Here is a 21,510-nt window from a genome sequence, read left to right on the forward strand (position 1 = left end):
CCCGCAGCTCAACCGACCCCGGCACCCGCCGAGTCACCCGCACCATCGTGCTCCACCAGCTCACACCCCACACGGCTTAACTCATGGCCATTGACACTTGGGCGGACACAGTGGCCGATTACGTTCCGTGTCCCATCTGCCCCTCAGTGTCGAGAACGAGAATGCCGGGGCCTTCGCCGTCCGAGAGATTCCCGAGGACAGATCCGGTCAGGTGCAGGACGATGGAACCCGGACGCGTCGAGTACGTCGCCTTCCCCTTTCTCGGGGGCCGCTTGCGCGCGGTCGTTGAAGCCAGCGGCACAGCCGATCGCAGAGCAACCGTTGCGCTGCCCAGGCGATCGTGGCTCTCGCTTTCGCCCAACCTTGCTCAACTGGATCGCCACCCTGACCCCTGTACGGAGGCAGCCATGGGCAAAGTCCTCGGTGACGTGCTGGGTTTTGCGGCCGCCGTCGCGGTCAGCCCGCTCCCGATCATCGCAATCATCCTGATACTCGCCACGCCTCGGGGACGTCTCAACGGGATCCTTTTCACCGTCGGTTGGATCCTGGGACTCTCGGCCCTGGGCGCGATCATGCTGGGGATCGCTTCCCCCTCGGGTGCCTCAGCCCACCATCAGCCGGCCACCTGGGTCGGAGCCCTCAAACTCGCTCTGGGCCTGTTCCTCCTCGTCTTCGGCGCCCGGCAATGGCACCGCCGCCCCAAAGACCCGTCACAAGCCCAACTGCCGAAGTGGATGGGTGCGATCGACCGCCTCGCGCCGGTCAAGATCTTCGCACTCGGGCTGGCCCTGGCCGCGCTCAACGCCAAGAACGCCCCGCTGACCATCGCCGCGGGCGCCTCTATCGGCTCAGCTGGGCTGCCGGTCGGGCAGCAGATCGCATCGCTGGCAATCTTCGTTCTGATCGCCACCCTTGGCCTGTTGGCTCCGCTGGGAGTTTTCCTGCTCGGCGGAGAGCGGGCGAAGACCACGCTCGGCAACTGGAAAGACTGGGCAGCTCAGCACAACGTCGCCGTGATGGCCGTCCTGTTCTTCGTTCTCGGTTTGAAGCTGTTCGGTGACGGTATCTCGATCCTCGCCTCCTAATAGACAGAGAAGGTCGGTGGAGCGGCTTCGAGGCTCGCGCCAAAGTGGCTCCGTAAAGCCGCGGAGCCGACCGCCCCAGCCACGACGTACCCCTTCTCTGGCATCAGGCGGCTGCTTGTTTGTGCGCGGCACCCGTGCCGCGCGCGGCGAGCGGAGCGAGCCGCCTTGAACCAGTAGAGAAGGTCGTAACTCACTGGGTGCGTGAGCTGTGGCCTATGCTGCCCCGTTCGGAGTTGACGGCAGCTCTGACGGCAACGACGACACACGAACACGCATGATCGCTAACCTGGGCGATCGGAGCAGGAGGCCGCCAGCACTCGTCACAGCGTGCTGCCCGATCCTACGGATCAGAAGGTTGCAGGTTCGAATCCTGCCGAGTGCACAGAGACAAGAGCCCCGCTGGTTGAACCAGCGGGGCTCTTGTCGTGTGGGAAGTGGGAAGAGGGCGGGCCGGGGTCCGGTCCCGTGGCTTCGCGCGAGCTCACTCCGGCGGTGGACCTAGTGGGGGACGGGACGGGTGAGGTCGGCGGGGTCAGGGTTTGTGGTGGTGGTCGGTTCTGCGGCGGAGGAGCACGGTGCGGATCTGGTGGCTCAGGGCGGTGGCCGCCGCGGTGAGGAAGATGAAGGTGTAGAGGATCTGGAGCATGGTGACCAGGCGGGCCGTCTGGCCGTGCGGGGTGATGTCGCCGTAGCCGACGGTGGCGAGGGTGACTATCGTGAAGTACAGGGCGTCCAGACGGGTGTTGAGGCCGATGAGTTCGCCGGGGCTTTGCGCCAGGCCCTGGTAGGCCGTGGCGAAGACCAGGATGGACAGGCTCATCAGCAGGGGGATGACCAGTCCGGGCCGGGCGTGCGGATGGTTCATGAGGACGTGGTTGATCTGCTGGAGCAGCAGGGCGGCGATGAGAGCCAGGGTCAAGCCGAAGAGGGTCCAGCTCAGGGTGGGGTGTCGGGGGCCCAGGCTGTCGAGGGGGAGCAGGAAGTAGGCGGTGACCAGAGGGGTCGCGGCGACAGCCTGGGCGAGCCAGCGCCACAGAGGGCTCCGTGCCGTGGCCGGCTCGCGGTTGCCGCTGCTTTCCATGGGGTGGGGAGGAGGGGTGGAGGGGACGGGTGTTGCTAGGTCTGGGGCGTCGTCTCGCGGCGTGGTGAGCACAGGGCCCAGATGATGAAGCCGTCGATGACGATGAGGACGATCGACCAGACCGGCGCGTAGGGCAGCCACACGAAGTTGGCGATCATGCTCAGTCCGGCCAGTGCGACGCCTACGACGCGGGCCCAGGCCGCCCCCGTGAACAGGGCGAGACCCGCGGCCAGGACGAGGGCGCCGAGGATCAGGTGGACCCAGCCCCAGCCGGTCAGGCTGAACGCGTAGGTGAAGTTGCGGGTGGTGACGAAGACGCCGTCCTTGGCGATGGCGGCGATGCCCTGGAAGATCGCCATGATCCCGCCGAACGTCATCAGGACCGCCGCGGCTCCGGTCCAGCCCGTCGCCCAGGCGCTCTGGGCTTCCCATCCGGTCCGCTGCTGGCGCGTTCCACCGACGTTGCTCGTCATGTGCTCGCCCTTTCGGCTGCCCCGAGTGGTCCCCGAGCTGTGTGTCTCCTCATCCAGGTTTGCACCCCGGGGTGTGCTCGGCACCTCGGGTGCCGTGCCGCGCGCCTCGTCACTTGGTGCGGCCGTGCTCCTCGAGGTAGTCGGCCGCGAGGGCGTTCGCGCGGGTGAACCAGTCGCTCAGGACGGCGATCTCGTCGGGGCCGTAGTCGGCGAAGAGCGCGGTGAGCCGGGCGTAGTGCGGCTCGTAGATCTCACGGACGCGAGCCACGGCGTCCGGCTGGGCGGCCACCCGGACGCGACGGCGGTCCGCGGGGTCGGGGCGGCGGGTGATGTAACCGGCGCGTTCCAGACGATTGAGGATGCCGGTCATCGCGCCCGTCGTGACGTGGACGCGTTCCGCCAGCTCCCCGGCCGTGAGCAGGTGGTCGCCCGACGCGATGACGAACCCGAAGCAGGTCAGGTCGGTGACGTTCAGGTCCACCTGCTGGGCGATCCGGTGCTGGCCCACCAGGTGGGTCGCGATGAGGCGGTCCATCGCCCACAGCGCCTGCTCCGGCGTGGCGGGCTGGCGCGGCTTCGCGTGCATGGTGTTCCCCATTTCACTTAGCGCGTGAGGGTTTTCTGCGCTAAATTGCTTACGTCGTGAGATATTTTCGCGCCCGTCGACTGTGTGAAGGAGCAGGTGCGTGAGCGCACATCAATATGACCATGGGCATACCGTCGCCGGGTGGACCGGTTTCGGGATCGTCACCGTGGGGGCGGCCGTTCTCGCACTGGGGGTGTGCACGGGATCCGGGGTGTCGCGGGCCGCCGGCCTGGGCATCGTCCTGCTCGGCCTCCTCGTCACCTGGGCGCTGCACCTGGCCGGATGGGGCAAGCCGACAGGGCGGCGGCCGAGGGAGCAGTGGGACTGGCGGGTCAGGGACCCCGAGGCCAGGGACGGACATCCGGGGTGCCTGGGATGCCGGCTGGCGGGCCGGGGCCGGACCACGGTGGCGGAATCCGGCGCCCACCTCCCCGGCTCCGTCCCCGTGCCCAGGAGCGGTGCCGGGGAGCCGGGCCCCGTGAGGGCCGGTGGCTCCGTGCGCTGAGGCTTCGTGCACGGCCCGTTGTCGGTGGTCCGTTGCCAGTCATGTTGCCAGTGGCCCGTTGTCAGTGGCGGCCCCTACTCTCGTCGGAGATGGCACAGGCGTGGAGATGCTCGGGGCTGCGGTGGTCGGCAAGCGGTCCCGTGCTGGCGTGGGACGGCGGGCGGCACAGTGCGCTGACCCGGGGGAAGCGGGTGGCCTTCGCGGTCGCTGAAGGGGGAGCGCGTACATGCGTGGGGGCACGGGGGCATGTATGTCCGCTCGGCGCGGTGGTGCCGGGGCGAGGCACGGGAGCGCGGTGCGAGGAGTGCGCGCGGCTGGACCGGGCGCACTCCGTGGCCGCCGACACCCTCGCGGACGATCCGCGGCCGTACCGCGTATATCTGGCCTGGTTCGGTCCCGGGATGGTCAAGGTCGGGATCACCGGGGTGGCGCGGGGCCCGGCGCGACTGCTGGAGCAGGGGGCGGTCTGTTTCAGCTGGCTGGGGACCGGCCCGCTGATGGCGGCACGGCGCACCGAGGAGCTGCTGCGCGCCGCACTTCGGGTGCCCGACCGGGTTCCCTACGCGGACAAGCGGGCGGTACGCGCGGTACTTCCGGGTACGGAGGGCGAACGGGCTGCGGAGCTGGCGGAGTTGCACGGGAGGGCGGTCGCTCTGGCCGGGTGGCCGGAGTCGCTGGACCGTGAGGTGTTCCGGCCCGTCGACCAGGTCGGGATGTTCGGGCTGGCGGGGGCGCCGGCCGCTTTCGGGGAAGTGGGCGAGCTGGTTCCCGGGGGCGTGGTGAGCGGTGAACTGGTGGCTGCCGCCGGACCGGATCTGCATCTGGCGACGGAGAGCGGTGTGGTGGTGCTGGATACGCGGTTCCTTCCCGGGTGGGGACTGGTTCCGGCGGAGGGCAGGGAGTTCGACGTGCCGGTCAAGGCGCTCAAGGCACTCAAGACGCCTGGCGGGGCGGGGGAGGGGGCGGGAGTGCAGGACGGCTTGTTCTGATGTTCGCGAGGGGCCTCGGCAATCCATGCGGTGGTCGTCCGGTGCGCCGGCCCGTCCTGGCGGCAGGGGGTGGACCGGGGACCGGGCCCCGGGTGATCGTGGCGGTATGAGCCATCACCTCACGGAACCAGCCCGTGCCGAGGCCGCTGATGTGCGGCGCTTCTGGGAGGGGCTCGGGCTTCCCGGACTCGTCGACGTGCACACGCACTTCATGCCGGAGCGGGTGCTGCGCAAGGTGTGGGCCTACTTCGACGCGCTCGGACCGCTGACCGGCGGGGTCGAGTGGCCGATCACCTACCGGCAGGAGGAGAGGGAACGGGCCGAGCTGCTGCGGGAGTTCGGGGTGGCTGCCTTCACGGCCATGCTCTATCCGCACAAGCCCGGTATGGCGCGGTGGCTGAACGACTGGGCGGTCGACTTCGCCCGCCGTACGCCCGGCTGCCTGCACACCTCGACGCTGTTCCCCGAGCCCGGGGCCGAGAGCCTGGTCAGGGACGCAGTCGAAGAGGGGGCGCGGGTCTTCAAGGCGCATGTGCAGGTGGGGGCGTACGATCCGGCCGACGTGCTGCTCGACGGTGCCTGGGGCGTGCTCGCCGAGGCGGGCGTCCCGGTGGTGATCCACTGTGGTTCCGGGCCTGCGCCCGGCAAGTACACCGGCCCCGAGCCGATCGCGCGGGTACTGGCCCGGCACCCCCGGCTGCGTCTGATCGTGGCGCACCTCGGGATGCCCGAGTACGAGGACTTCCTCGACCTCGCCGAGCGCTACCCGGAGGTGCGGCTGGACACCACGATGGCGTTCACCGACTTCGCCGAGCGCATGGTGCCGTTTCCCCGGCGGGCCCTGCCCCGGCTGGCCGGCCTCGGTGACCGGATCCTGCTCGGCACGGACTTCCCCAACATCCCGTACCCGTACCTCCATCAGCTCCACGCCTTGGAGCGGCTCGGGCTCGGATCCGCATGGCTGCGGGCGGTGTGCCACGACAACGCGGCCCGCCTCTTCGGCCTGCGGGGGAACGAAGGCGGAAGCGGGAGCGGAAGCGGCGCCGCCTGCTGACAAGAGCGTCGAGGCGGATGGAGGAGTGAGGAGTCGCCGGAGGGCTTCTCAGGGAAAACACAGACTTCCGAAAGGGCACTCTCAGAGGTTCCCGCGAGGGTGTGGAGCATGACCACGACCTCGCCCCAAGGGCGTACCGAACTGCTGAGGCCGGACGGGAGCCCCGTCCGCGTGCTGGTGGTGGACGACGAGCAGCCGATCACCGAACTGCTGTCCATGGCCCTGCGCTACGAGGGCTGGCAGATCCGCAGCGAGGCGAACGGCCAGAGCGCTGTCCGGGCCGCACGCGAGTTCCGGCCCGATGCCGTCGTCCTGGACATGATGCTGCCGGACATGGACGGTCTGTCCGTGCTCGGGCGGCTGCGCCGCGAGCAGCAGGACATGCCCGTCCTCTTCCTCACCGCGAGGGACGCCGTCGAGAACCGCATCGCAGGCCTGACCGCCGGCGGCGACGACTACGTGACCAAGCCGTTCAGCCTGGAGGAGGTCGTCGCGAGGCTGCGCGGCCTGATCCGGCGTTCCGGCGCGGCCGACCGCCGGCCGGAGTCCATGCTGGTCGTCGGCGACCTCACGCTCGACGAGGACAGCCGCGACGTGACCCGGGCCGGGACGGACATCCACCTCACCGCCACCGAGTTCGAGCTGCTGCGCTACCTGATGCGCAACCCGCGGCGGGTGCTCAGCAAGGCGCAGATCCTCGACCGGGTCTGGTCCTACGACTTCGGCGGGCAGGCGAACGTCGTCGAGCTGTACATCTCGTATCTGCGCCGGAAGATCGACGCCGGCCGGGAGCCGATGATCCACACCCGGCGCGGTGCCGGGTACCTGATCAAGCCCGCGGTGTCGTGAGCGGACGACGACGGCCGCGTCCATGGCGGGGTCGGCCGGGGTTCAGGAGGGCCAGGGCAGCCAAGGCGGCCAGGGCAGCCGGCGGAGGGCGGTGGCACCCGGTGCCACCGCCCCGCCCGCTCGTCAATCCCCTTCGACCAGCCGTGCCGGGAAGCCGCCCGTAGCCACCGGGCCCCACCGCTCCGGGGTGATCCGGATGATCGACTTGCCCTGCTTGACCATGGCCGCCCGGTACTCGTCCCAGTCGGGGTGCTCGCCGGCGATGTTCCGGTAGTACTCCACGAGCGGCTCCACCGACTCGGGTGTGTCGAGGACCTCGGCGGTGCCGTCGATCTGTACCCAGGGGCCGTTCCACTCGTCGCTGAGGACGATCAGGCTCACGTGGGCGTCCCTCTTGGTGTTGCGGGTCTTGGCGCGTTCCGGGTAGGTGGAGAGCACGATGCGGCCGGAGTCGTCGACCCCGCAGGTCAGCGGCGACCCCTGGGGGCTTCCGTCGGTTCGCCGGGTCAGCAGGATCGCGCGGTGCCGGGGCCGTACGAAGTCCAGCAACTCGTCGAGGGAGACACGGGTGTTCGTCGCGATGTTCGGTGCCATGGCGCCAGCCTAGGACCGACGCCGGGTGCCGGTGGGTGCCTCGCCCGGCCGTTGGGGGCGAAGACCCGGGAGGAGTACCGGCGAGGAGGGCTGGCGAAGAGGAACCCGGCGAAGAGGACCCTGGCGAAGAGGACCGGCCCGCGGTGGGGGCGCGCCTCCGCTAAGAGCGCGCCGCCCGCCGCGGGCCGGGGTCGGGTGGTCCGAAGGCGAAGGAGTCCGGACTACTTGCCGGAGCCGGTGGAGCCTGCGCCCTTGCTGCTTCCGCTTCCGCTTCCGCCTCCGTAGGCGCCGGCGGAGGCCGAAGCGGAGCCGGACCGGCTCGGGACGTCGGCGGTGCCGGCTTCGGCCGCCCCGCCGGTGGTTTCGTCCGTCGTTCCGGCAGCCACCGGAACCGGTGCGGCGGAGAGCGACTCGGCGGCCTGGGCCAGCGCGCCCGAGGTCCGCAGCGGGACCTCCTTGATGAACAGGGTCACCAGGAAGGCGAGGAAGGCGACCGGGGCGACGTACAGGAAGATGTCGGCGATGCCGTGCCCGTAGGCGCTCTCCAGCCAGGTGCGGATGCCGTCGGGCAGCAGGTCCATGTCCGGCAGTTCACCGGAGCCGGCCGACTGGGCGGCGGCGGCCTGCTCCTGCGGGCTCAGCGAGCCGATGGTGTCCTCGGCGTAGTGGTCGATCCGGGTCGACATGACCGAGCCGAGTACTGAGACGCCCACCGCGCCGCCGAGCGACCGGAAGAAGGTGACGACGGAGCTGGCGGCGCCGAGGTCGCTCGGGTCGACCTGGTTCTGCGTGCACAGCACCAGGTTCTGCATCATCATGCCGGTACCGAGGCCCATGATCACCATGAAGAGGCCGATGTGCCAGTACGGGGTGTCGTAGCGTATGGAGCTCAGCAGCCCCAGGGCGGCGGTCAGCAGCGCGGCGCCGGCGACGAGCCAGGACTTCCACTTACCGGTCCGGGTGATGATCAGACCGGAGACGGTCGAAGAGACGAACAGACCGCCGATCATCGGAATGGTGAGGACACCCGACATGGTCGGGGACTCGTTCCGGGCCAGCTGGAAGAACTGGCTGAAGTAGATGGTGCCGGCGAACATCGCGATGCCCACGAACAGCGAGGCGACCGAGGCCAGTGTGATGGTGCGGTTACGGAACAGCCGCAGCGGGATGATCGGCTCGGCGGCCTTCGTCTCGACGAACAGGAAGACCAGGGTGAGCAGCAGCGAGCCGCCGACCATCGCGTACGTCTGCCAGGACACCCAGGCGAACTTGTTGTCGGCGAAGGTGACCCAGATCAGCAGCAGGCTGACGGCAGCGGTGATGAAGAAGGCGCCGGCCCAGTCGACCTTCACCTTGCGCCTGGTCTCCGGCAGCTTCAGGGTCTTCTGCAGCACGAACAGGGCGATCAGCGCGAACGGCACGCCGACGTAAAGGCACCAGCGCCAGCCGAGCCACGAGATGTCGGTGATCACGCCGCCGACCAGCGGGCCGCCCACGGTCGCGACGGCGAAGGTCGCGCCCAGGTAGCCGGAGTAGCGGCCGCGCTCCCGGGGGGAGATCATCGCGGCCATGATGATCTGGGCCAGCGCGGTCAGACCACCGGCGCCCAGCCCCTGGATGACCCGGGCCGTGATCAGCATGCCGGGGTTCTGCGCCATGCCGGCGACCACGGAGCCCACGATGAAGATGACCAGGGCCGTCTGGACCAGTGTCTTCTTGCTGACCAGGTCGGCCAGTTTGCCCCACAGGGGCGTGGACGCGGTCATCGACAGCAGTGCCGCCGTCACGACCCAGGTGTAGGCGCTCTGGCCGCCGCCGAGTTCGGTGATGATCTCGGGCAGGGCGTTGGAGACGATGGTGGAGGACAGGATCGCGGCGAACATGCCGAGCAGCAGGCCCGACAGTGCCTCCAGGATCTGCCGGTGGGACATGGGAGCGCCGCTCGCGGAGGAGTCTCCCCCGCGCTCGGCCTGAGCCCGCACACCAGTCGGTGTGGTCGTTGCCATGGGCTTCCTTCTCTTACGCGTTTGCGGGTGTACGGGCGGTCTCGGTGTCCTGGGGGGTACGAGGCGCCGGGGGCCCAGGGGCCTCGGAGGGTGCGGCCGCCTCGGGCGGCGCGGGGGCCGCAGGGGATGCGGGGCTGGGCGGTGGTGTCGCGCGGGGCGTGGGCCGGTAGTCGCTGAAGCTGTCCCGGAGCCGGGACATGAGCTGGGCGAGCAGGACGATCTCGTCGCCGGACCAGTCGTCCAGGCGTTCGGTGAGCAGTTGGGTGGCCCGTCGGAACAACGCGTCGAGCTGCACTCGGCCCGCGGGGGTCAGGCGCAGGATGCGGGAGCGCTTGTCGGTCGGATCGGGGGACCGCTCGATCCAGCCGAGCTCGACCGCCTGGGCGACCTGGCGGCTGGTGACCGAGAGGTCGACGGCGAGCAGCTCGGTGAGCCGGCTCATGCGCATGGCGCCGTGGCGGCCGAGGGCCGTCAGCACGGCGGCGGATCCGCTGTGGAAGTCGGCCGGCATGCTTCGGCGCAGCTCTCGCTTCACCGCGCTGAAGGCACTGAGCTGCCGTACCAGCTCCTCGTACTGCGCCTGCTCGGCCATGACACCTCTCATTCGTTGCTTAGGGCAACGATAGAAGTGGATGGTTGCTGAAGGCAAACAAGAAAGAGGTGCAAGGGTCTCAAAATTTGGCAAAGGCACGTATGGTAAATCGCAAACGCGCAGGTGGGAGGGTTTGTCGGCCACTCGGTACCAACGGCCGGGCCCTGCGGCCACGCTCCGCGGCTCACGAGGCGCACGCGGACCGCGCTCAGCCCGTACCGCCCGCCGAGCGACACGTGCTCGCGCGCGTGCCCCATACGCACCCCATATGCACCCCATACGCACCCCATACGCGCCCCTGCGCGGCCGCTCTGAGGGCGCCCCCGCTTGGGGCCTTCGTGGGTAGTTCGCTAGTGTCTCGGGCCATGGCTAACTCCCAGCCCCCGCAGGGCAACCACGACCCCGCCGGCAGCACCCAGATGTTCCGCGCGTTCGTCGACGAGGCCCCTCAGGGGCAGCAGGCCGCCACGACGAGCGGTGGCGGTCCCCGTATCGGTCTGATCATCGGCGTCGTCGTCGCCGTGGCGGTCGTCGCGGCCGTGGCCTGGCTGGCGCTGGGCTGATCCGTCGGGGCCTGTCGTGTCCTGTCGCGACCCGACAGGACACACGGAGGCCGCCGTTGCGCCCGTGAGGGGCGCCCCGGCGGCCGTAGGTCCGCGTCCGATCCGGTGGCCGACGGTGGGAACCGATGGCTACCGGCGATCGATGTGTCTCAGTCCGAGATGAGGCCCTCGCGCAACTGGGCCAGGGTCCGGGTGAGCAGCCGGGAGACGTGCATCTGGGAGATGCCGACCTCCTCGCCGATCTGTGACTGCGTCATGTTGGCGAAGAAGCGCAGCATGATGATGCGCCGCTCCCGGGGCGGCAGCTTGGCCAGCAAGGGCTTGAGCGACTCCCGGTACTCCACGCCCTCCAGTGCCGTGTCCTCGTAGCCGAGGCGGTCCGCGAGTGACCCCTCGCCGCCGTCGTCCTCAGGTGCCGGGGAGTCCAGCGAGGACGCCGTGTACGCGTTGCCGACCGCGAGTCCGTCGACCACGTCCTCCTCGGACACGCCCAGTACCGCGGCGAGTTCGGGGACCGTCGGAGAGCGGTCGAGTTTCTGGGAGAGCTCGTCGCCTGCCTTCGTCAGCGCCAGGCGCAGCTCCTGGAGCCGGCGCGGCACGCGCACCGACCACGACGTGTCGCGGAAGAACCGCTTGATCTCGCCGACCACCGTCGGCATCGCGAACGTCGGGAACTCCACGCCCCGTTCGCAGTCGAAGCGGTCGATCGCCTTGATCAGCCCGATGGTGCCGACCTGGACGATGTCCTCCATCGGCTCGTTGCGGGAGCGGAAGCGGGCTGCCGCGTACCGCACCAGTGGGAGGTTGAGTTCGATCAGTGTGTCCCGGACGTAGCCGCGCTCCGGGCTGTTCTCGTCGAGTGCGGCGAGCCGCAGGAACAGGGAGCGGGACAGGGTGCGGGTGTCGATGGTCGCTGTGGCCGGTGTTTCCGGAAGATCTGGAGCGGGCGCGGCCGCGAGGGCCGGGACATCGTCGATAGGGCCGAGTACGTCGAGAGCATTGGGAGCTGTCTCGCTCTCCGCGAGCGTGAGCACCTTCGAGCTGCCCTGGTCTGCGGACATGCCACCCCCTATTGGGTCGCGGGACGGTCGCGGCGAACGTTCCTGTCCGAGGAACGCAGCCTTCACCTGAATACCGGAGCCGGAGCTTCGGCAAACGCGCTTCCGGCAGAATGTCACATGTCGGCAACGCGCTGTAGTGACATGTCGACATCCGCAGGGTGAATCAGCCCTGGAAACAAGGGGTCTGACGTGGTTTCAGGCCAGAAGCGTGAGTAAAGGTACTGGTGAGCGATTCGCCCTCAGGAGTTACGCGTCGATCCTGTTTGCGGACCGCAGGCGCTGGAAGCTGCGTGCGAGCAGCCGGGACACGTGCATCTGGGAGACGCCCAGTTCGGCGCTGATCTGGGACTGGGTGAGGTTGCTGTAGTACCGCAGCAGCAGGATCCGCTGTTCCCGCTCGGGGAGTTGGACGAGTAGGTGCCGGACGAGGTCGCGGTGCTCGACGCCGTCCAGTGCCGGGTCCTCGTAGCCGAGCCGGTCGAGCAGTCCGGGGGGGCCGTCGCCCTCCTGCGCGGCCTCGAGGGAGGTGGCGTGGTACGACCGCCCGGCCTCGATGCAGGAGAGCACCTCCTCCTCGGTGATGCGCAGCCGTTCGGCGATCTCGGCGGTCGTCGGGGAGCGCCCGAAGGCGGTCGTGAGGTCTTCGGTCGCGCTGTTGACCTGCACCCACAACTCGTGCAGCCGGCGCGGTACGTGGACGGTGCGGACGTTGTCGCGGAAGTACCGCTTGATCTCGCCGACCACCGTCGGCATCGCGAACGTCGGGAACTGCACGCCCCGCTCCGGGTCGAAACGGTCGATGGCGTTGATGAGCCCGATGGTCCCGACCTGGACCACGTCCTCCATCGGCTCGTTGCGGGAGCGGAAGCGGGCGGCCGCGTAGCGCACGAGCGGCAGGTTGGCCTCGATGAGCGCGGCGCGTACGCGGGTGTGCTCCGGCGTGCCCGGCTGAAGGTTCTTGAGCTGGCCGAAGAGCACCTGGGTCAGCGCCCGGGTGTCCGCCCCGCGGCGCTTGGCGGGTGACAGGGCGGCGGGCGGGGGTGTGGCGGAGGGCGGACCGGCGGGCGTGCTGGAGAGAGGGCCGGCGGGAGGCGCGGAGGGGGAGGCGGGAGGAGGCGCGGAGAGGGAGGTGGAGGCGGGAGGGGCGGCGCAGGGTGGGCCGACGAGTGGGGTCGGGGTGTCCGGGGACTGAGCCGGAGCCGGAGTCAGGGCGGACACCTGGTCCTGGGGCGGCGCAGTACTGGCCGACACGGTCAACGCCACCTCTTCATCGGTCGACTCATCCGTCAAAAGCGGTCATAGCATCACAAGACATGCTCGTCGTGTGCAAGCACCGCATATTCCGTGTTGAGGTCAATTCGTACCGATAATGCGCAAAAACCCTCCGTCGTTGCGACGGAGGGCTGCTGGGGCGGAGGCTCAGAACTCGTAGTCGGCGATCACCCACGTGGCGAACTCGCGCCACAGGCCGACGCCCGCCTGATGGTCCGGGTGCTCCACGTAGCGGCGCAGCGCGTCGGCGTCGTCGAACGCCGAGTTGATGGCGAAGTCGTAGGCGATGGGGCGGTCGCTGATGTTCCAGGCGCACTCCCAGAAGCGGATCTCCGGGATCCTGCCCTCGAGCGAGCGGAACGCCTCCTCGCCCGCCACGACGCGCGGATCGTCGCGTTCCACGCCCTCGTTCAGCCTGAAGAGGACCAGGTGGCGGATCATCAGTCTCCTCCGTCGGCGAGCCAGGTCATGAAGTCCCCGACAGCGGTCGCGGCGTCGGATATGCCCTCGAACGCTATCCGGACGTAGTCGCCCGCCTTGTCGGGATCCGTGATGATCACGTACAGCGCGAAGACCACGAGGACGTAGACGGCGACCTTCTTCGCGTTCACCGCCATCGCGGCCCTCCCCTGTCACTGTTGCGCACTGGTGTCACTGCTGTGCACAGGTGTCACCCTTGCTGCCGAGCGGGCCCATGATCGCACGAAGGGCCCCGTCTGACGACGGGGCCCTTCAGAAGCGGTAGCGGTGGGATTTGAACCCACGGTGACTTGCGCCACACTCGCTTTCGAGGCGAGCTCCTTCGGCCGCTCGGACACGCTACCGGGAGAGACCTTACAGCAAACGGCGCGATGGTTTGAAATCGGTATTCGGGGTGCGGCGGCCCCGCGTCAGCGGTTCCGGAAGAACGCCGTGAGCAGGCGCGCGCACTCCTCGGCGAGCACTCCTTCGACGACTTCGGGCCGATGGTTGAGCCGCCGGTCGCGGACGACGTCCCAGAGGGAGCCGACCGCGCCCGCCTTCTCGTCCCGGGCGCCGTAGACGATCCGGTCGACCCGGGACTGCTGGATCGCGCCCGCGCACATGGTGCAGGGTTCCAGCGTCACCACGAGGGTGCAGTCGGTCAGCCGCCACTGTCCCAGCGTCGTGGCGGCCCGCCGGAGGGCGAGCAGTTCCGCGTGCGCGGTGGGGTCGCGGGCGGCCTCGCGTTCGTTGTGCCCGGAGGCCAGCACGGTGCTGCCGTCCGGTGCCAGGACGACCGCGCCGACGGGTACGTCCCCGCTCCGGACGGCCCGCTCGGCCTCGTCCAGGGCGAGCCGCATCGCGGCCCGCCAGGGATCGCGCACCGGATCGCGCACCGGGTCGGGCGGGGTGGGCCCGGTCAGCGGACGGTCTCCAGAACCTCTGCGGCGCCCAGGACCTCGGCGATCTCGCCGAGGGCGTCCCCGGACAGCGAGCGCAGGTCCTGCTCGCTCACGCCCAGGTCGTCCAGGACCAGGGCGTCGCCGACCGGCCCGTGCGGCACGGAATCGGCGGAACCGGTGTCCGCCGCGCCGTCCTCGCCGGTGTCGGCGTCGTCCGGTTCACCGTCCTCCGTGCCGTCGAGGTCGAGGGCGTCCAGGTCGGGGCCGTCGATCCCGGGTTCCCGGCCGAGCAGCTCGTCGGTGAGCAGGATCTCGCCGTAGCTGCTGCGGGCGGCGGCCGCGGCGTCGGACACGTAGATACGAGGGTCGTCCTCGCCGTCCACGCGGACGACGCCGAACCAGCCGTTTTCTTGCTCGATCAGCACGAGCACCGTGTCCTCGTCGGGGGCGGCTTCCCGGGCCAGGTCGGCCAGATCCGACAGGGTCTCCACATCGTCGAGCTCCGTGTCGCTCGCTTCCCACCCGTCTTCGGTGCGCGCGAGCAGTGCGGCGAAGTACACCGTGACTCTCCCACTGGTCTTAGGTGTGCCGGTTGGGGATCCCCCCGGCGGAGGTGTGTGGACGAGGAGTGTTCTACGAGCCCCGCCCATTCGGAATCGTGGCAGAAACAAGACCGACAGGGGACGTCTTCGGCTCCCTGTGTCCGGCAGTTTTGACCCCGTGCCGCCGAGTGTCCCCCGGAGCCTGCCCGGGACCCGTCGGCGCGCTCGCCGCCGCCACAGCGGATCGTACGCGGATCGGACTCCCGTGCTCGTACGGCCACGAGGCAAACACCCGCATGGGCCGCGATCTTCCCGCAGCCGGGCCTGTGTCCACCGTGTTCACGACATCCCGTTCACCAGGAGCGGTCCCGTCCTGGGTGGCCGTGGGCCTCCTACCAGCGGAAGGTCCGCATGCGCATCGCGTGCCGCAGCCGGGCCGCCTTGGCGCGGCGCGGCTGTACCCGGTCGCGCAGTTCCCGGGCCTCGGCGAGTTCGCGCAGGAACCGGGCGCGCCGCCGCCTCCGCTCGGCGTCCGTCTCGTCCGCCCCGGGCGGTCCGGTCATGCCGGGCACCCCGGACGCTCCGGACACCTCCGATGCGCGGGTCACTCCGGGCGCGCCGAGTGGGCCGCCGGGTGTCTTGCGTGCCGACGGCGCGTCTCGGGAATTCCGCTCAGGCATTGCTTCATCACCCCAGTCCGTCACTCCCACTTTCCCCGGACGGGCGGTTTGACGCCAGCGAAGGAGTGGCGGCGAGCAACGGGGCTTGCCGTGTGCGGGGGAGCCGGGCCCACTCCTGCCCGGTTAATGTGGGGACATGCGTCTCCACGTCGTCGACCACCCCCTGGTCGCACACAAGCTCACCACGCTGCGCGACCAGCGCACCGACTCCGCGACCTTCCGCCGTCTCGCCGACGAGCTGGTCACCCTCCTCGCCTACGAGGCCACGCGCGACGTGCGCACCGAGCAGGTCGACATCCAAACGCCGGTGGAGCGGACCACGGGCGTCAAGCTCTCCCACCCGCGCCCGCTGGTGGTGCCGATCCTGCGAGCCGGTCTCGGCATGCTGGACGGCATGGTCCGGCTGCTGCCGACCGCCGAGGTGGGCTTCCTCGGCATGATCCGCAACGAGGAGACGCTGCAGGCCTCGACGTACACCACCCGGATGCCGGAGGACCTCTCCGGGCGTCAGGTGTACGTGCTGGACCCGATGCTCGCCACCGGCGGCACGCTGGTCGCCGCGATCCAGGAGCTGATCAAGCGGGGCGCGGACGATGTGACCGCGGTGGTGCTGCTGGCCGCTCCCGAGGGCGTCGAGGTCATGGAGCGCGAGCTGGCCGGCACGCCGGTGACCGTCGTGACGGCGTCGGTCGACGAGCGCCTCAACGAGCAGGGCTACATCGTGCCGGGCCTCGGAGACGCGGGGGACCGGATGTACGGGGCTGCCGAATAGGCCGTCCGCCGTAGGTACGCGTACGGGCGGCGGTACCGGACCGGTCCACCCGTTCGCGCGACGACCACAGGACGACCACGCGACGACCACAGGACGAAGCGGCCGCCTCCGAGCTCCGTCCTTGAGCTCGGAGGCGGCCGTCTCTGCTCTGCTCCTGCCTTTGACTCCGTCTCGGGCGTCAGCAGCTCTTCTTCGCGGTGGGTTCGGGCGCGGGGTCGTTCAGCGCGGCCAGGGCCCGGTCGGCGTCCGCCTTGGCCGTCAGCCGGGTGAAGGCGTCGCCGATGATCAGGTCGATCTCGCCGCCCTTGCGGGAGGCCTCGGTGCGGCGTTCGGCGTCGGCGAGCTGGGTGCCGAGCACCGGCAGCGAGGTCTTGAGGGCGGACGCGGGGCCGAGGAGCACACCGGCGCCCTTGACCTTCTTGTCGTACTCCTTGGCCGCGTTGCCGACGTCGCCGATCTTGAAACCGCGCTTCTTCAGCTCGTCGGCGGTCTTCTTGGCCAGGCCGGACTTGGTCGTGGCGTTGAGGACGTTGACCGTGATCCGGTCGGGCCCGGGGAGCGCGGCACTGGGGCTCGGACTGGGCGAGGGGCTCGCCTTGGTGGCACAGCCCGCCTTGACGCCGACCGCGGAGGCGGGGTTGCCGCCACCGGTGAAGACGTCGAAGAGCTGCAGTGTGCCCCAGCCGGCCACGCCGAGCGCAGTGACGGAGGCGATGGTCAGGACGACGAGCCTGCCGCGGCGTCGGGGTCGGCGCATCCGCGGGTACTTGTCACCCCGGATCTGGTACTGGCCGCCCATGCCGGGAGGAGTCAGCATGCTCATGAGCGCAGCGTAATGCGCTCCGGCGACGATGCCTACCAGATGATCATTCGATAGTGCGCAGTCCAACCCGAAAGGGTCAAACCTTGTGCCGAAAGAGGTGCGTCCGGCGGGATCGAGAAGCCTCGGTGATGGACCGGTGCCCTCCGTGTACCGACGGGTGTCACCCGCGCGCCGGTCGGAGCCGCCCGCGCGCCGGCCGGTGGGGCACTGGTCTGCGGGCGGGGAGTGTCAGCCCAGATCGAGGACGCGTGCGTGCAGCACCTGACGTTGCTGGAGCGCCGCCCGTACCGCGCGGTGCAGCCCGTCCTCCAGATACAGATCGCCCTGCCACTTCACGACGTGCGCGAAGAGGTCGCCGTAGAAGGTCGAGTCCTCGGCGAGGAGGGTCTCGAGGTCGAGCTGTTGCTTCGTCGTGACGAGTTGATCGAGGCGGACCGGGCGCGGCGCGACGTCCGCCCACGACCGGGTGCTTTCCCGGCCGTGGTCGGGGTACGGCCGGCCGTTTCCGATGCGCTTGAAGATCACACGGAAAGCCTACCGGCCCAGACGTTCCGGGCGCAGCCATGGCGGCGGAGTACGACACGGGAAAAACCACCCCAGAACGGGATGAAGTGGAAATGGGCGAGGAGAGTCCGCGCCTTCTGCCGGCCGACCCGGGCGGGTCCTTCAGCAGCTTCAGCCGCTTCTCGCCGGCGCACACCCCGTGCCGGGCACTGTCGGCGTCGGGGCCGGCGTCGTCGGTGGCGACAGGGCCCTGGGTGAGGCGAGGGCGATGTCCGCGCCTCGATGACCGACGTGTCCGCGGGTCAGCTCGTGCGCCAGTACCCCAGGGTGTGCATCCGCTGCTTGGGCACGCCCAGCTCCTTGCGCAGGAACGCCGACAGGGTCCGGGTGGTCGCGGTGTCGCAGGCGACCCAGACGTACGGGTCGGGGTGGGCCCGCAGCAGGTCGGGCAGGTCGGCCCGGACCCGCTCGGCGAGGTGGGCGCCGGAGCCGAGGCGCGGGACCTCGCGCACCTCGTGCCGCTCGGGGTCGGCCAGGCAGGGCAGTCCGTCCAGGGTGCCCTCGAACCAGAGGGTCGCCGGTGCGGTTCCCAGGGCACCCAGCAGGGAGTTGATGGCCGGGAGGGAGGCCGGGTCCCCCACCACGAAGACGTGCGAGGGGGCGGGAGCGGGCACCTCGAAGCCCGTCCCCTGGACGGTCGCCCCGATGGTGTCCCCGGGTTTCGCCGCCCGCGCCCAGTCGCCGGCGCACCCCTCGTGCAGGGCGAACTCCAGAGCGAAGGTGCCGGCCGCCGGGTCGGGGTCGACGAGGGTGTACGCCCGCTGGTGCGGCTTGCCCGCGTTGTCGAACCACAGCCGCACCCACATCGTCGGGTGGACGCCGGTCGAGGCGAGCATGCCGCCGTCGGTGCAGCGCAGCCGCCGGTAGTCGGGGGTGACGTCCTCGGTGCGCGTCACCGTGAACTCGAAGTCCTTGGCGCGCATCAGCTTGAGGACCGCCCCCTCCCAACCCCGCCCCTGCCCCATCGCGCGTTCGCCTTTCGCGTACGATTCCGCCACGGCTCACTTAGGGGAGCCTAACCTAAAGTGAATGGGGGCACAGTGACCGGCGAGATCTTCCGGGACGCCTGGGGCATTCCGCATCTGCGCGCGGGTGACGCCGTCGAACTCGCCCGTCTCCAGGGCCGGGTCACCGCCCTCGACCGGGCCTGGCAACTGGAGACCGAACGGCACAGGGCGCAGGGCACCTCGGCGTCCTTCCTCGGCCCCGAGGCCCTCCCCTGGGACCGCCTCGCCCGCCGGGTCCGCCTGGCCGACACGGCCCGCCGCTGCCTCGCCGAACTGGACCGGCGGGACCCGGAGACGGGACAGTGGCTCCGGGCATACGTGGAGGGGGTCAACGAAGGGCTGGCGGCCCCGGGTGCTTCCCCCTCCCCGGTCCCCGGACCCGTCCCGGTCCCCGGACCCGTCCCGGTCCCCGGACCTGCAACAACCTTCGAACCCGCCGCAGCCCCCGAATTCGCCCGTGTCGCCCTCACGCCCGGCCGCTGGGAGCCCTGGACGCCGCTCGCGGTGTGGCTCTCCACGCACATCCTGTTCGCCGGGTTCCCCGCGAAGCTCTGGCGCGAGCGGGTCGTCGAGTGTCTCGGGCGGGACGCCGTCGGGCTGTTCGCCGCCGACGGCCCCGGCACCTCCGGAAGCAACGGCTGGCTGGTCGCCGGGGAACGGACGGTGACCGGGCGGGCGGTGATCGCGGGGGACCCGCACCGCTTCATCGAGGACCCCGGCGTCTACCAGCAGATCCACCTGTCCTGCCCGGAGTTCGACGTCGTCGGCATCGCCGTGCCCGGCGTTCCCGGCATCGCCCACTTCGGCCACACCGGCTCGGTCGCCTGGGCGATCACCAACGCCATGGCCGACTACCAGGACCTGTACCGGGAGCAGTTGCGCCGCACCGGCGCAGGCGTGGAGGCGCTCGGCCCGGACGGTGTCTGGCACCGGGCCGCCCGGCACACCGAGACCATCGAGGTCGCCGGCGAGGACCCGGTCGAGGTCGAGGTGATCGAGACCGACCGGGGGCCGGTGATCATCGGCGGCCCCGAGGGCCTGGAGGACGGTGTGTCCGAGCCCGGTGCTCCTCCGGTCGCCCTCGCCCTGCGTTACCCGCCCCGCGTCACCGGTGATCTGGGCTTCGGCGCCCTGCTGCCGTTGCTGCGGGCCCGCCGGGTCGCCGACGTGGACCGGGCCGTCGACCTGTGGGCCGAGCCGGTCAACGTGGTCCAGGCCGCCGACACCGAGGGCGGCACGCTGCACCGGGTGGCAGGCCGGGTGCCGGTACGGGCCGAGGCCAACCGGATCCGTCCGGTGCCCGCGTGGGAACCCGGCCACGACTGGCAGGGGTGGCACGAGCCGCCGCGCGCCGGGCTGACCGACGGCGTCGCCGTGATGGCGAACCAGCGCGGCCCGGCGGCCCCCCTCGGCGTCGAGTTCGCCGCGCCGCACCGCGCCGACCGTATCGCCGCGCTGCTCGCACGGCGGGAACGCTGGTCGGCCGCCGAGATGCCCGCCCTCCACGCGGACACCCACCTCGCCTCCGCCGCAGTCCTGCTGGACCATGTCGCCGTCCTCGACGATCTGACCGGTCCGGCGGCCGGCCTGCGCGACCGGCTGCTGGACTGGGACCGGCACATGGACGCGGACAGCACCGGCGCGGCGCTTTACGCGGCGGTGCGCGGCGCGCTCGTACGGCAGCTCGCGCGGCATTCCGCGTTCGCCCGGCTGGCCACGCCCCCGGCCTGCCCGGAGGTGTTCCAGCCCTGGCTCGCGCTGGTCCCGCGGATCGGCTACGCGCTCGAACACCTCCTGACCGCGAAGGATTTGTACGGCATCGACCGCCCGGCGGCGGTGCGCGCGGCGCTGGAGGAGGTGGCGGCCCGGCCACCGGCCGGCACCTGGGGCGACACCCACCGGCTGGCACCCTGGCGAGCCGTGGCGCCCACGACGCCGTACGACGAACCCGCGCTGTCCGGCGACCACGACTGCGTGCTGTCCACCTCCTCCGTGCCCGGCCTCACCGACCTCGCGGCGCGCGGTCCGGCCGCCCGCTACGTCTGGGACCTGGCCCGCCGCGAGGACAGCCGCTGGGTGGTGCCGTTCGGCGCCTCGGGCGTCCCGGACTCGCCCCACCACCGCGACCAGCTGCCGCTGTGGCTCGCGGGGGGCCTGATCCCGGTCGTCACCGACTGGGACGGGCTCCGCAGGGAGGACGTGGTCCGGGGCGGGGGCGGGGGCGAGGGCGGGGGCCGGGGCACTCATGAGGAGACGGATGGGCTCGACGAGCTTCAGGAGGAGACCGATGTCTGACCCGTACGCGTCCCGCGCGGCCGTTCACGAGCACATGGCCGACGGCTTCGGCTCCGTACGCGTGCTGCCGCTCGACCCGGTGGCGGACGCGGCCGTCCTGCACCGCTGGGTGAGCGGCGGACGTGCCTTCTTCTGGGGCATGAACGGCCTCACCGAGCGGCAGGTGGCCGAGATCTACACCCATATGGACACGCTCGACACCCACCACGCGTATCTCGTCGTCAAGGACGGCGAGCCGGCCGCGCTGCTCCAGACGTACGAGCCGGAGGCCGACCGGGTCGGCGACTGCTACCCCGTCGAGCCCGGCGACATCGGCATCCACCTGCTGATCGCACCGGCCGGCCCGGAGGGGGTGCGTCCCGGGTGGACCGGCGCGCTGCTGGCCGTCATGGTCGGGTTCGCCCTGCTGGGCCTGGACCGCAGGCGCGTGGTGGTCGACCCGGACGTGGCCAACGAGAAGGCGGTCGCCCGCTTCCTGCGGCAGGGTTTCACGGCGGGCCCCGAGGTCGTCCTGCCCGAGATCGATCTTCCGGACGTGTACCTGCCGGAGAAGAAGGCCCAACTCGCTTTTCTCACACGGGAAACGATCTTGGGAGGCCGGTGATGCCGACCGGTCGGCGGATCGTCGTCCCGCCGGGGCGGTGAGCATTCCGCGCCCCCCGTCCGTACCCCATCTGAAGCCGGATGGCCGGACATCTGGATGGCCGGATTGCCGGATTGCCGGATTGCCGGATTGCCGGACAGCCGGATTGC

The 21,510-nt window shown here is 70.5% G+C and carries 24 protein-coding genes, 2 tRNA genes and 1 pseudogene; 10 read left to right on the top strand and 17 right to left on the bottom strand.

Annotation, left to right across the window (positions count from 1 at the left end; translation table 11 throughout):
* The first annotated feature begins 407 nt into the window (after positions 1–407).
* Positions 408–1,085, top strand: a complete 678-nt coding sequence (locus ACFYQA_RS33815) for a GAP family protein (RefSeq protein WP_360036341.1) — start codon at positions 408–410, stop codon at positions 1,083–1,085.
* Positions 1,086–1,398: 313 nt separating this feature from the next.
* Positions 1,399–1,467 (top strand) — tRNA-OTHER (locus tag ACFYQA_RS33820).
* 150 nt (positions 1,468–1,617) lie between these two features.
* Here ACFYQA_RS33820 and ACFYQA_RS33825 read toward each other — a convergent pair.
* From ACFYQA_RS33825 to ACFYQA_RS33835, 3 genes are all read right to left on the bottom strand, one after another.
* The gene (locus tag ACFYQA_RS33825; protein ID WP_388926202.1) at positions 1,618–2,166 is read right to left on the bottom strand and encodes a potassium channel family protein; all 549 of its coding nucleotides are present in this window, start codon (positions 2,164–2,166) and stop codon (positions 1,618–1,620) included.
* A 35-nt stretch (positions 2,167–2,201) separates the two neighbouring features.
* Positions 2,202–2,639: a hypothetical protein gene (locus ACFYQA_RS33830; RefSeq protein ID WP_388926205.1), complete on the bottom strand. Its 438-nt coding sequence runs from the start codon at positions 2,637–2,639 to the stop codon at positions 2,202–2,204.
* Positions 2,640–2,748: 109 nt separating this feature from the next.
* Positions 2,749–3,225, bottom strand: coding sequence for a MarR family winged helix-turn-helix transcriptional regulator (locus ACFYQA_RS33835; protein ID WP_386404974.1), 477 nt, complete (start codon positions 3,223–3,225; stop codon positions 2,749–2,751).
* Between the two features lie 100 nt (positions 3,226–3,325).
* On the opposite strand from ACFYQA_RS33835, the gene ACFYQA_RS33840 reads away from it, so the two are divergent.
* From ACFYQA_RS33840 to ACFYQA_RS33855, 4 genes are all read left to right on the top strand, one after another.
* Positions 3,326–3,730 carry an HGxxPAAW family protein gene (locus ACFYQA_RS33840; RefSeq protein ID WP_388926209.1) on the top strand — a complete coding sequence of 135 codons (405 nt, stop codon included), beginning with the start codon at positions 3,326–3,328 and terminating at the stop codon, positions 3,728–3,730.
* 89 nt (positions 3,731–3,819) lie between these two features.
* Positions 3,820–4,719 carry a DUF2797 domain-containing protein gene (locus ACFYQA_RS33845; protein ID WP_388926212.1) on the top strand — a complete coding sequence of 300 codons (900 nt, stop codon included), beginning with the start codon at positions 3,820–3,822 and terminating at the stop codon, positions 4,717–4,719.
* 106 nt (positions 4,720–4,825) lie between these two features.
* Entirely contained in the window at positions 4,826–5,773 is a 948-nt protein-coding gene (locus ACFYQA_RS33850) for an amidohydrolase family protein (RefSeq protein WP_388926215.1), read from the top strand.
* A gap of 108 nt (positions 5,774–5,881) precedes the next feature.
* Positions 5,882–6,622: a response regulator transcription factor gene (locus ACFYQA_RS33855; RefSeq protein ID WP_388926218.1), complete on the top strand. Its 741-nt coding sequence runs from the start codon at positions 5,882–5,884 to the stop codon at positions 6,620–6,622.
* A gap of 123 nt (positions 6,623–6,745) precedes the next feature.
* On the opposite strand, the gene ACFYQA_RS33860 is transcribed toward ACFYQA_RS33855, so the two are convergent.
* The 3 genes and pseudogenes from ACFYQA_RS33860 to ACFYQA_RS33870 all read right to left on the bottom strand — a co-directional run bounded on the left by ACFYQA_RS33860 (position 6,746) and on the right by ACFYQA_RS33870 (position 9,814).
* Positions 6,746–7,216 carry a PPOX class F420-dependent oxidoreductase gene (locus ACFYQA_RS33860; RefSeq protein ID WP_388926221.1) on the bottom strand — a complete coding sequence of 157 codons (471 nt, stop codon included), beginning with the start codon at positions 7,214–7,216 and terminating at the stop codon, positions 6,746–6,748.
* Between the two features lie 245 nt (positions 7,217–7,461).
* A pseudogene (locus ACFYQA_RS33865) lies at positions 7,462–9,222 on the bottom strand (MDR family MFS transporter); the annotation flags it as partial.
* 13 nt (positions 9,223–9,235) lie between these two features.
* Entirely contained in the window at positions 9,236–9,814 is a 579-nt protein-coding gene (locus ACFYQA_RS33870; protein ID WP_388926224.1) for a MarR family winged helix-turn-helix transcriptional regulator, read from the bottom strand.
* A gap of 365 nt (positions 9,815–10,179) precedes the next feature.
* On the opposite strand from ACFYQA_RS33870, the gene ACFYQA_RS33875 reads away from it, so the two are divergent.
* The gene (locus tag ACFYQA_RS33875; RefSeq protein WP_388926227.1) at positions 10,180–10,377 is read left to right on the top strand and encodes a hypothetical protein; all 198 of its coding nucleotides are present in this window, start codon (positions 10,180–10,182) and stop codon (positions 10,375–10,377) included.
* 149 nt (positions 10,378–10,526) lie between these two features.
* On the opposite strand, the gene ACFYQA_RS33880 is transcribed toward ACFYQA_RS33875, so the two are convergent.
* From ACFYQA_RS33880 to ACFYQA_RS33915, 8 genes are all read right to left on the bottom strand, one after another.
* Positions 10,527–11,438: an RNA polymerase sigma factor SigF gene (locus ACFYQA_RS33880; RefSeq protein WP_388926230.1), complete on the bottom strand. Its 912-nt coding sequence runs from the start codon at positions 11,436–11,438 to the stop codon at positions 10,527–10,529.
* 246 nt (positions 11,439–11,684) lie between these two features.
* Positions 11,685–12,695, bottom strand: coding sequence for an RNA polymerase sigma factor SigF (locus ACFYQA_RS33885; RefSeq protein ID WP_388926292.1), 1,011 nt, complete (start codon positions 12,693–12,695; stop codon positions 11,685–11,687).
* 162 nt (positions 12,696–12,857) lie between these two features.
* On the bottom strand, positions 12,858–13,151 hold the full coding sequence (locus tag ACFYQA_RS33890) for a Dabb family protein (protein WP_388926233.1): 294 nt from the start codon (positions 13,149–13,151) through the stop codon (positions 12,858–12,860).
* Complete coding sequence (locus tag ACFYQA_RS33895; protein ID WP_388926236.1) at positions 13,151–13,327, bottom strand: hypothetical protein; 177 nt, start codon at positions 13,325–13,327, stop codon at positions 13,151–13,153. The genes ACFYQA_RS33890 and ACFYQA_RS33895 overlap by 1 nt, the downstream gene beginning before the upstream one ends.
* Positions 13,328–13,449: 122 nt before the next feature.
* A tRNA-Ser gene (locus tag ACFYQA_RS33900) sits at positions 13,450–13,534 on the bottom strand.
* Positions 13,535–13,600: 66 nt separating this feature from the next.
* Positions 13,601–14,032 carry a tRNA adenosine(34) deaminase TadA gene (gene tadA / locus ACFYQA_RS33905; protein ID WP_386405099.1) on the bottom strand — a complete coding sequence of 144 codons (432 nt, stop codon included), beginning with the start codon at positions 14,030–14,032 and terminating at the stop codon, positions 13,601–13,603.
* A gap of 59 nt (positions 14,033–14,091) precedes the next feature.
* Positions 14,092–14,634 carry a hypothetical protein gene (locus ACFYQA_RS33910; RefSeq protein WP_388926239.1) on the bottom strand — a complete coding sequence of 181 codons (543 nt, stop codon included), beginning with the start codon at positions 14,632–14,634 and terminating at the stop codon, positions 14,092–14,094.
* A 374-nt stretch (positions 14,635–15,008) separates the two neighbouring features.
* On the bottom strand, positions 15,009–15,296 hold the full coding sequence (locus ACFYQA_RS33915; RefSeq protein ID WP_388926242.1) for a hypothetical protein: 288 nt from the start codon (positions 15,294–15,296) through the stop codon (positions 15,009–15,011).
* A gap of 136 nt (positions 15,297–15,432) precedes the next feature.
* On the opposite strand from ACFYQA_RS33915, the gene upp reads away from it, so the two are divergent.
* On the top strand, positions 15,433–16,068 hold the full coding sequence (upp, locus tag ACFYQA_RS33920) for a uracil phosphoribosyltransferase (protein WP_055608876.1): 636 nt from the start codon (positions 15,433–15,435) through the stop codon (positions 16,066–16,068).
* Between the two features lie 178 nt (positions 16,069–16,246).
* On the opposite strand, the gene ACFYQA_RS33925 is transcribed toward upp, so the two are convergent.
* From ACFYQA_RS33925 to ACFYQA_RS33935, 3 genes are all read right to left on the bottom strand, one after another.
* Entirely contained in the window at positions 16,247–16,867 is a 621-nt protein-coding gene (locus ACFYQA_RS33925) for a LytR C-terminal domain-containing protein (RefSeq protein WP_388926296.1), read from the bottom strand.
* A gap of 252 nt (positions 16,868–17,119) precedes the next feature.
* Entirely contained in the window at positions 17,120–17,416 is a 297-nt protein-coding gene (locus tag ACFYQA_RS33930; protein WP_055572735.1) for a type II toxin-antitoxin system VapB family antitoxin, read from the bottom strand.
* Positions 17,417–17,697: 281 nt separating this feature from the next.
* A complete protein-coding gene (locus ACFYQA_RS33935) occupies positions 17,698–18,420 on the bottom strand; it encodes a siderophore-interacting protein (protein ID WP_388926299.1) in 723 nt (240 codons plus the stop codon).
* 75 nt (positions 18,421–18,495) lie between these two features.
* Between ACFYQA_RS33935 and ACFYQA_RS33940 the strand changes: the two genes are divergently transcribed.
* Positions 18,496–20,757, top strand: a complete 2,262-nt coding sequence (locus ACFYQA_RS33940) for a penicillin acylase family protein (protein ID WP_388926302.1) — start codon at positions 18,496–18,498, stop codon at positions 20,755–20,757.
* Positions 20,750–21,361, top strand: coding sequence for a GNAT family N-acetyltransferase (locus ACFYQA_RS33945; RefSeq protein ID WP_388926245.1), 612 nt, complete (start codon positions 20,750–20,752; stop codon positions 21,359–21,361). The genes ACFYQA_RS33940 and ACFYQA_RS33945 overlap by 8 nt, the downstream gene beginning before the upstream one ends.
* Positions 21,362–21,510: the final 149 nt, after the last annotated feature.

This window comes from Streptomyces sp. NPDC005774 (genome assembly GCF_042871645.1).
Taxonomy (GTDB): domain Bacteria; phylum Actinomycetota; class Actinomycetes; order Streptomycetales; family Streptomycetaceae; genus Streptomyces; species Streptomyces pratens.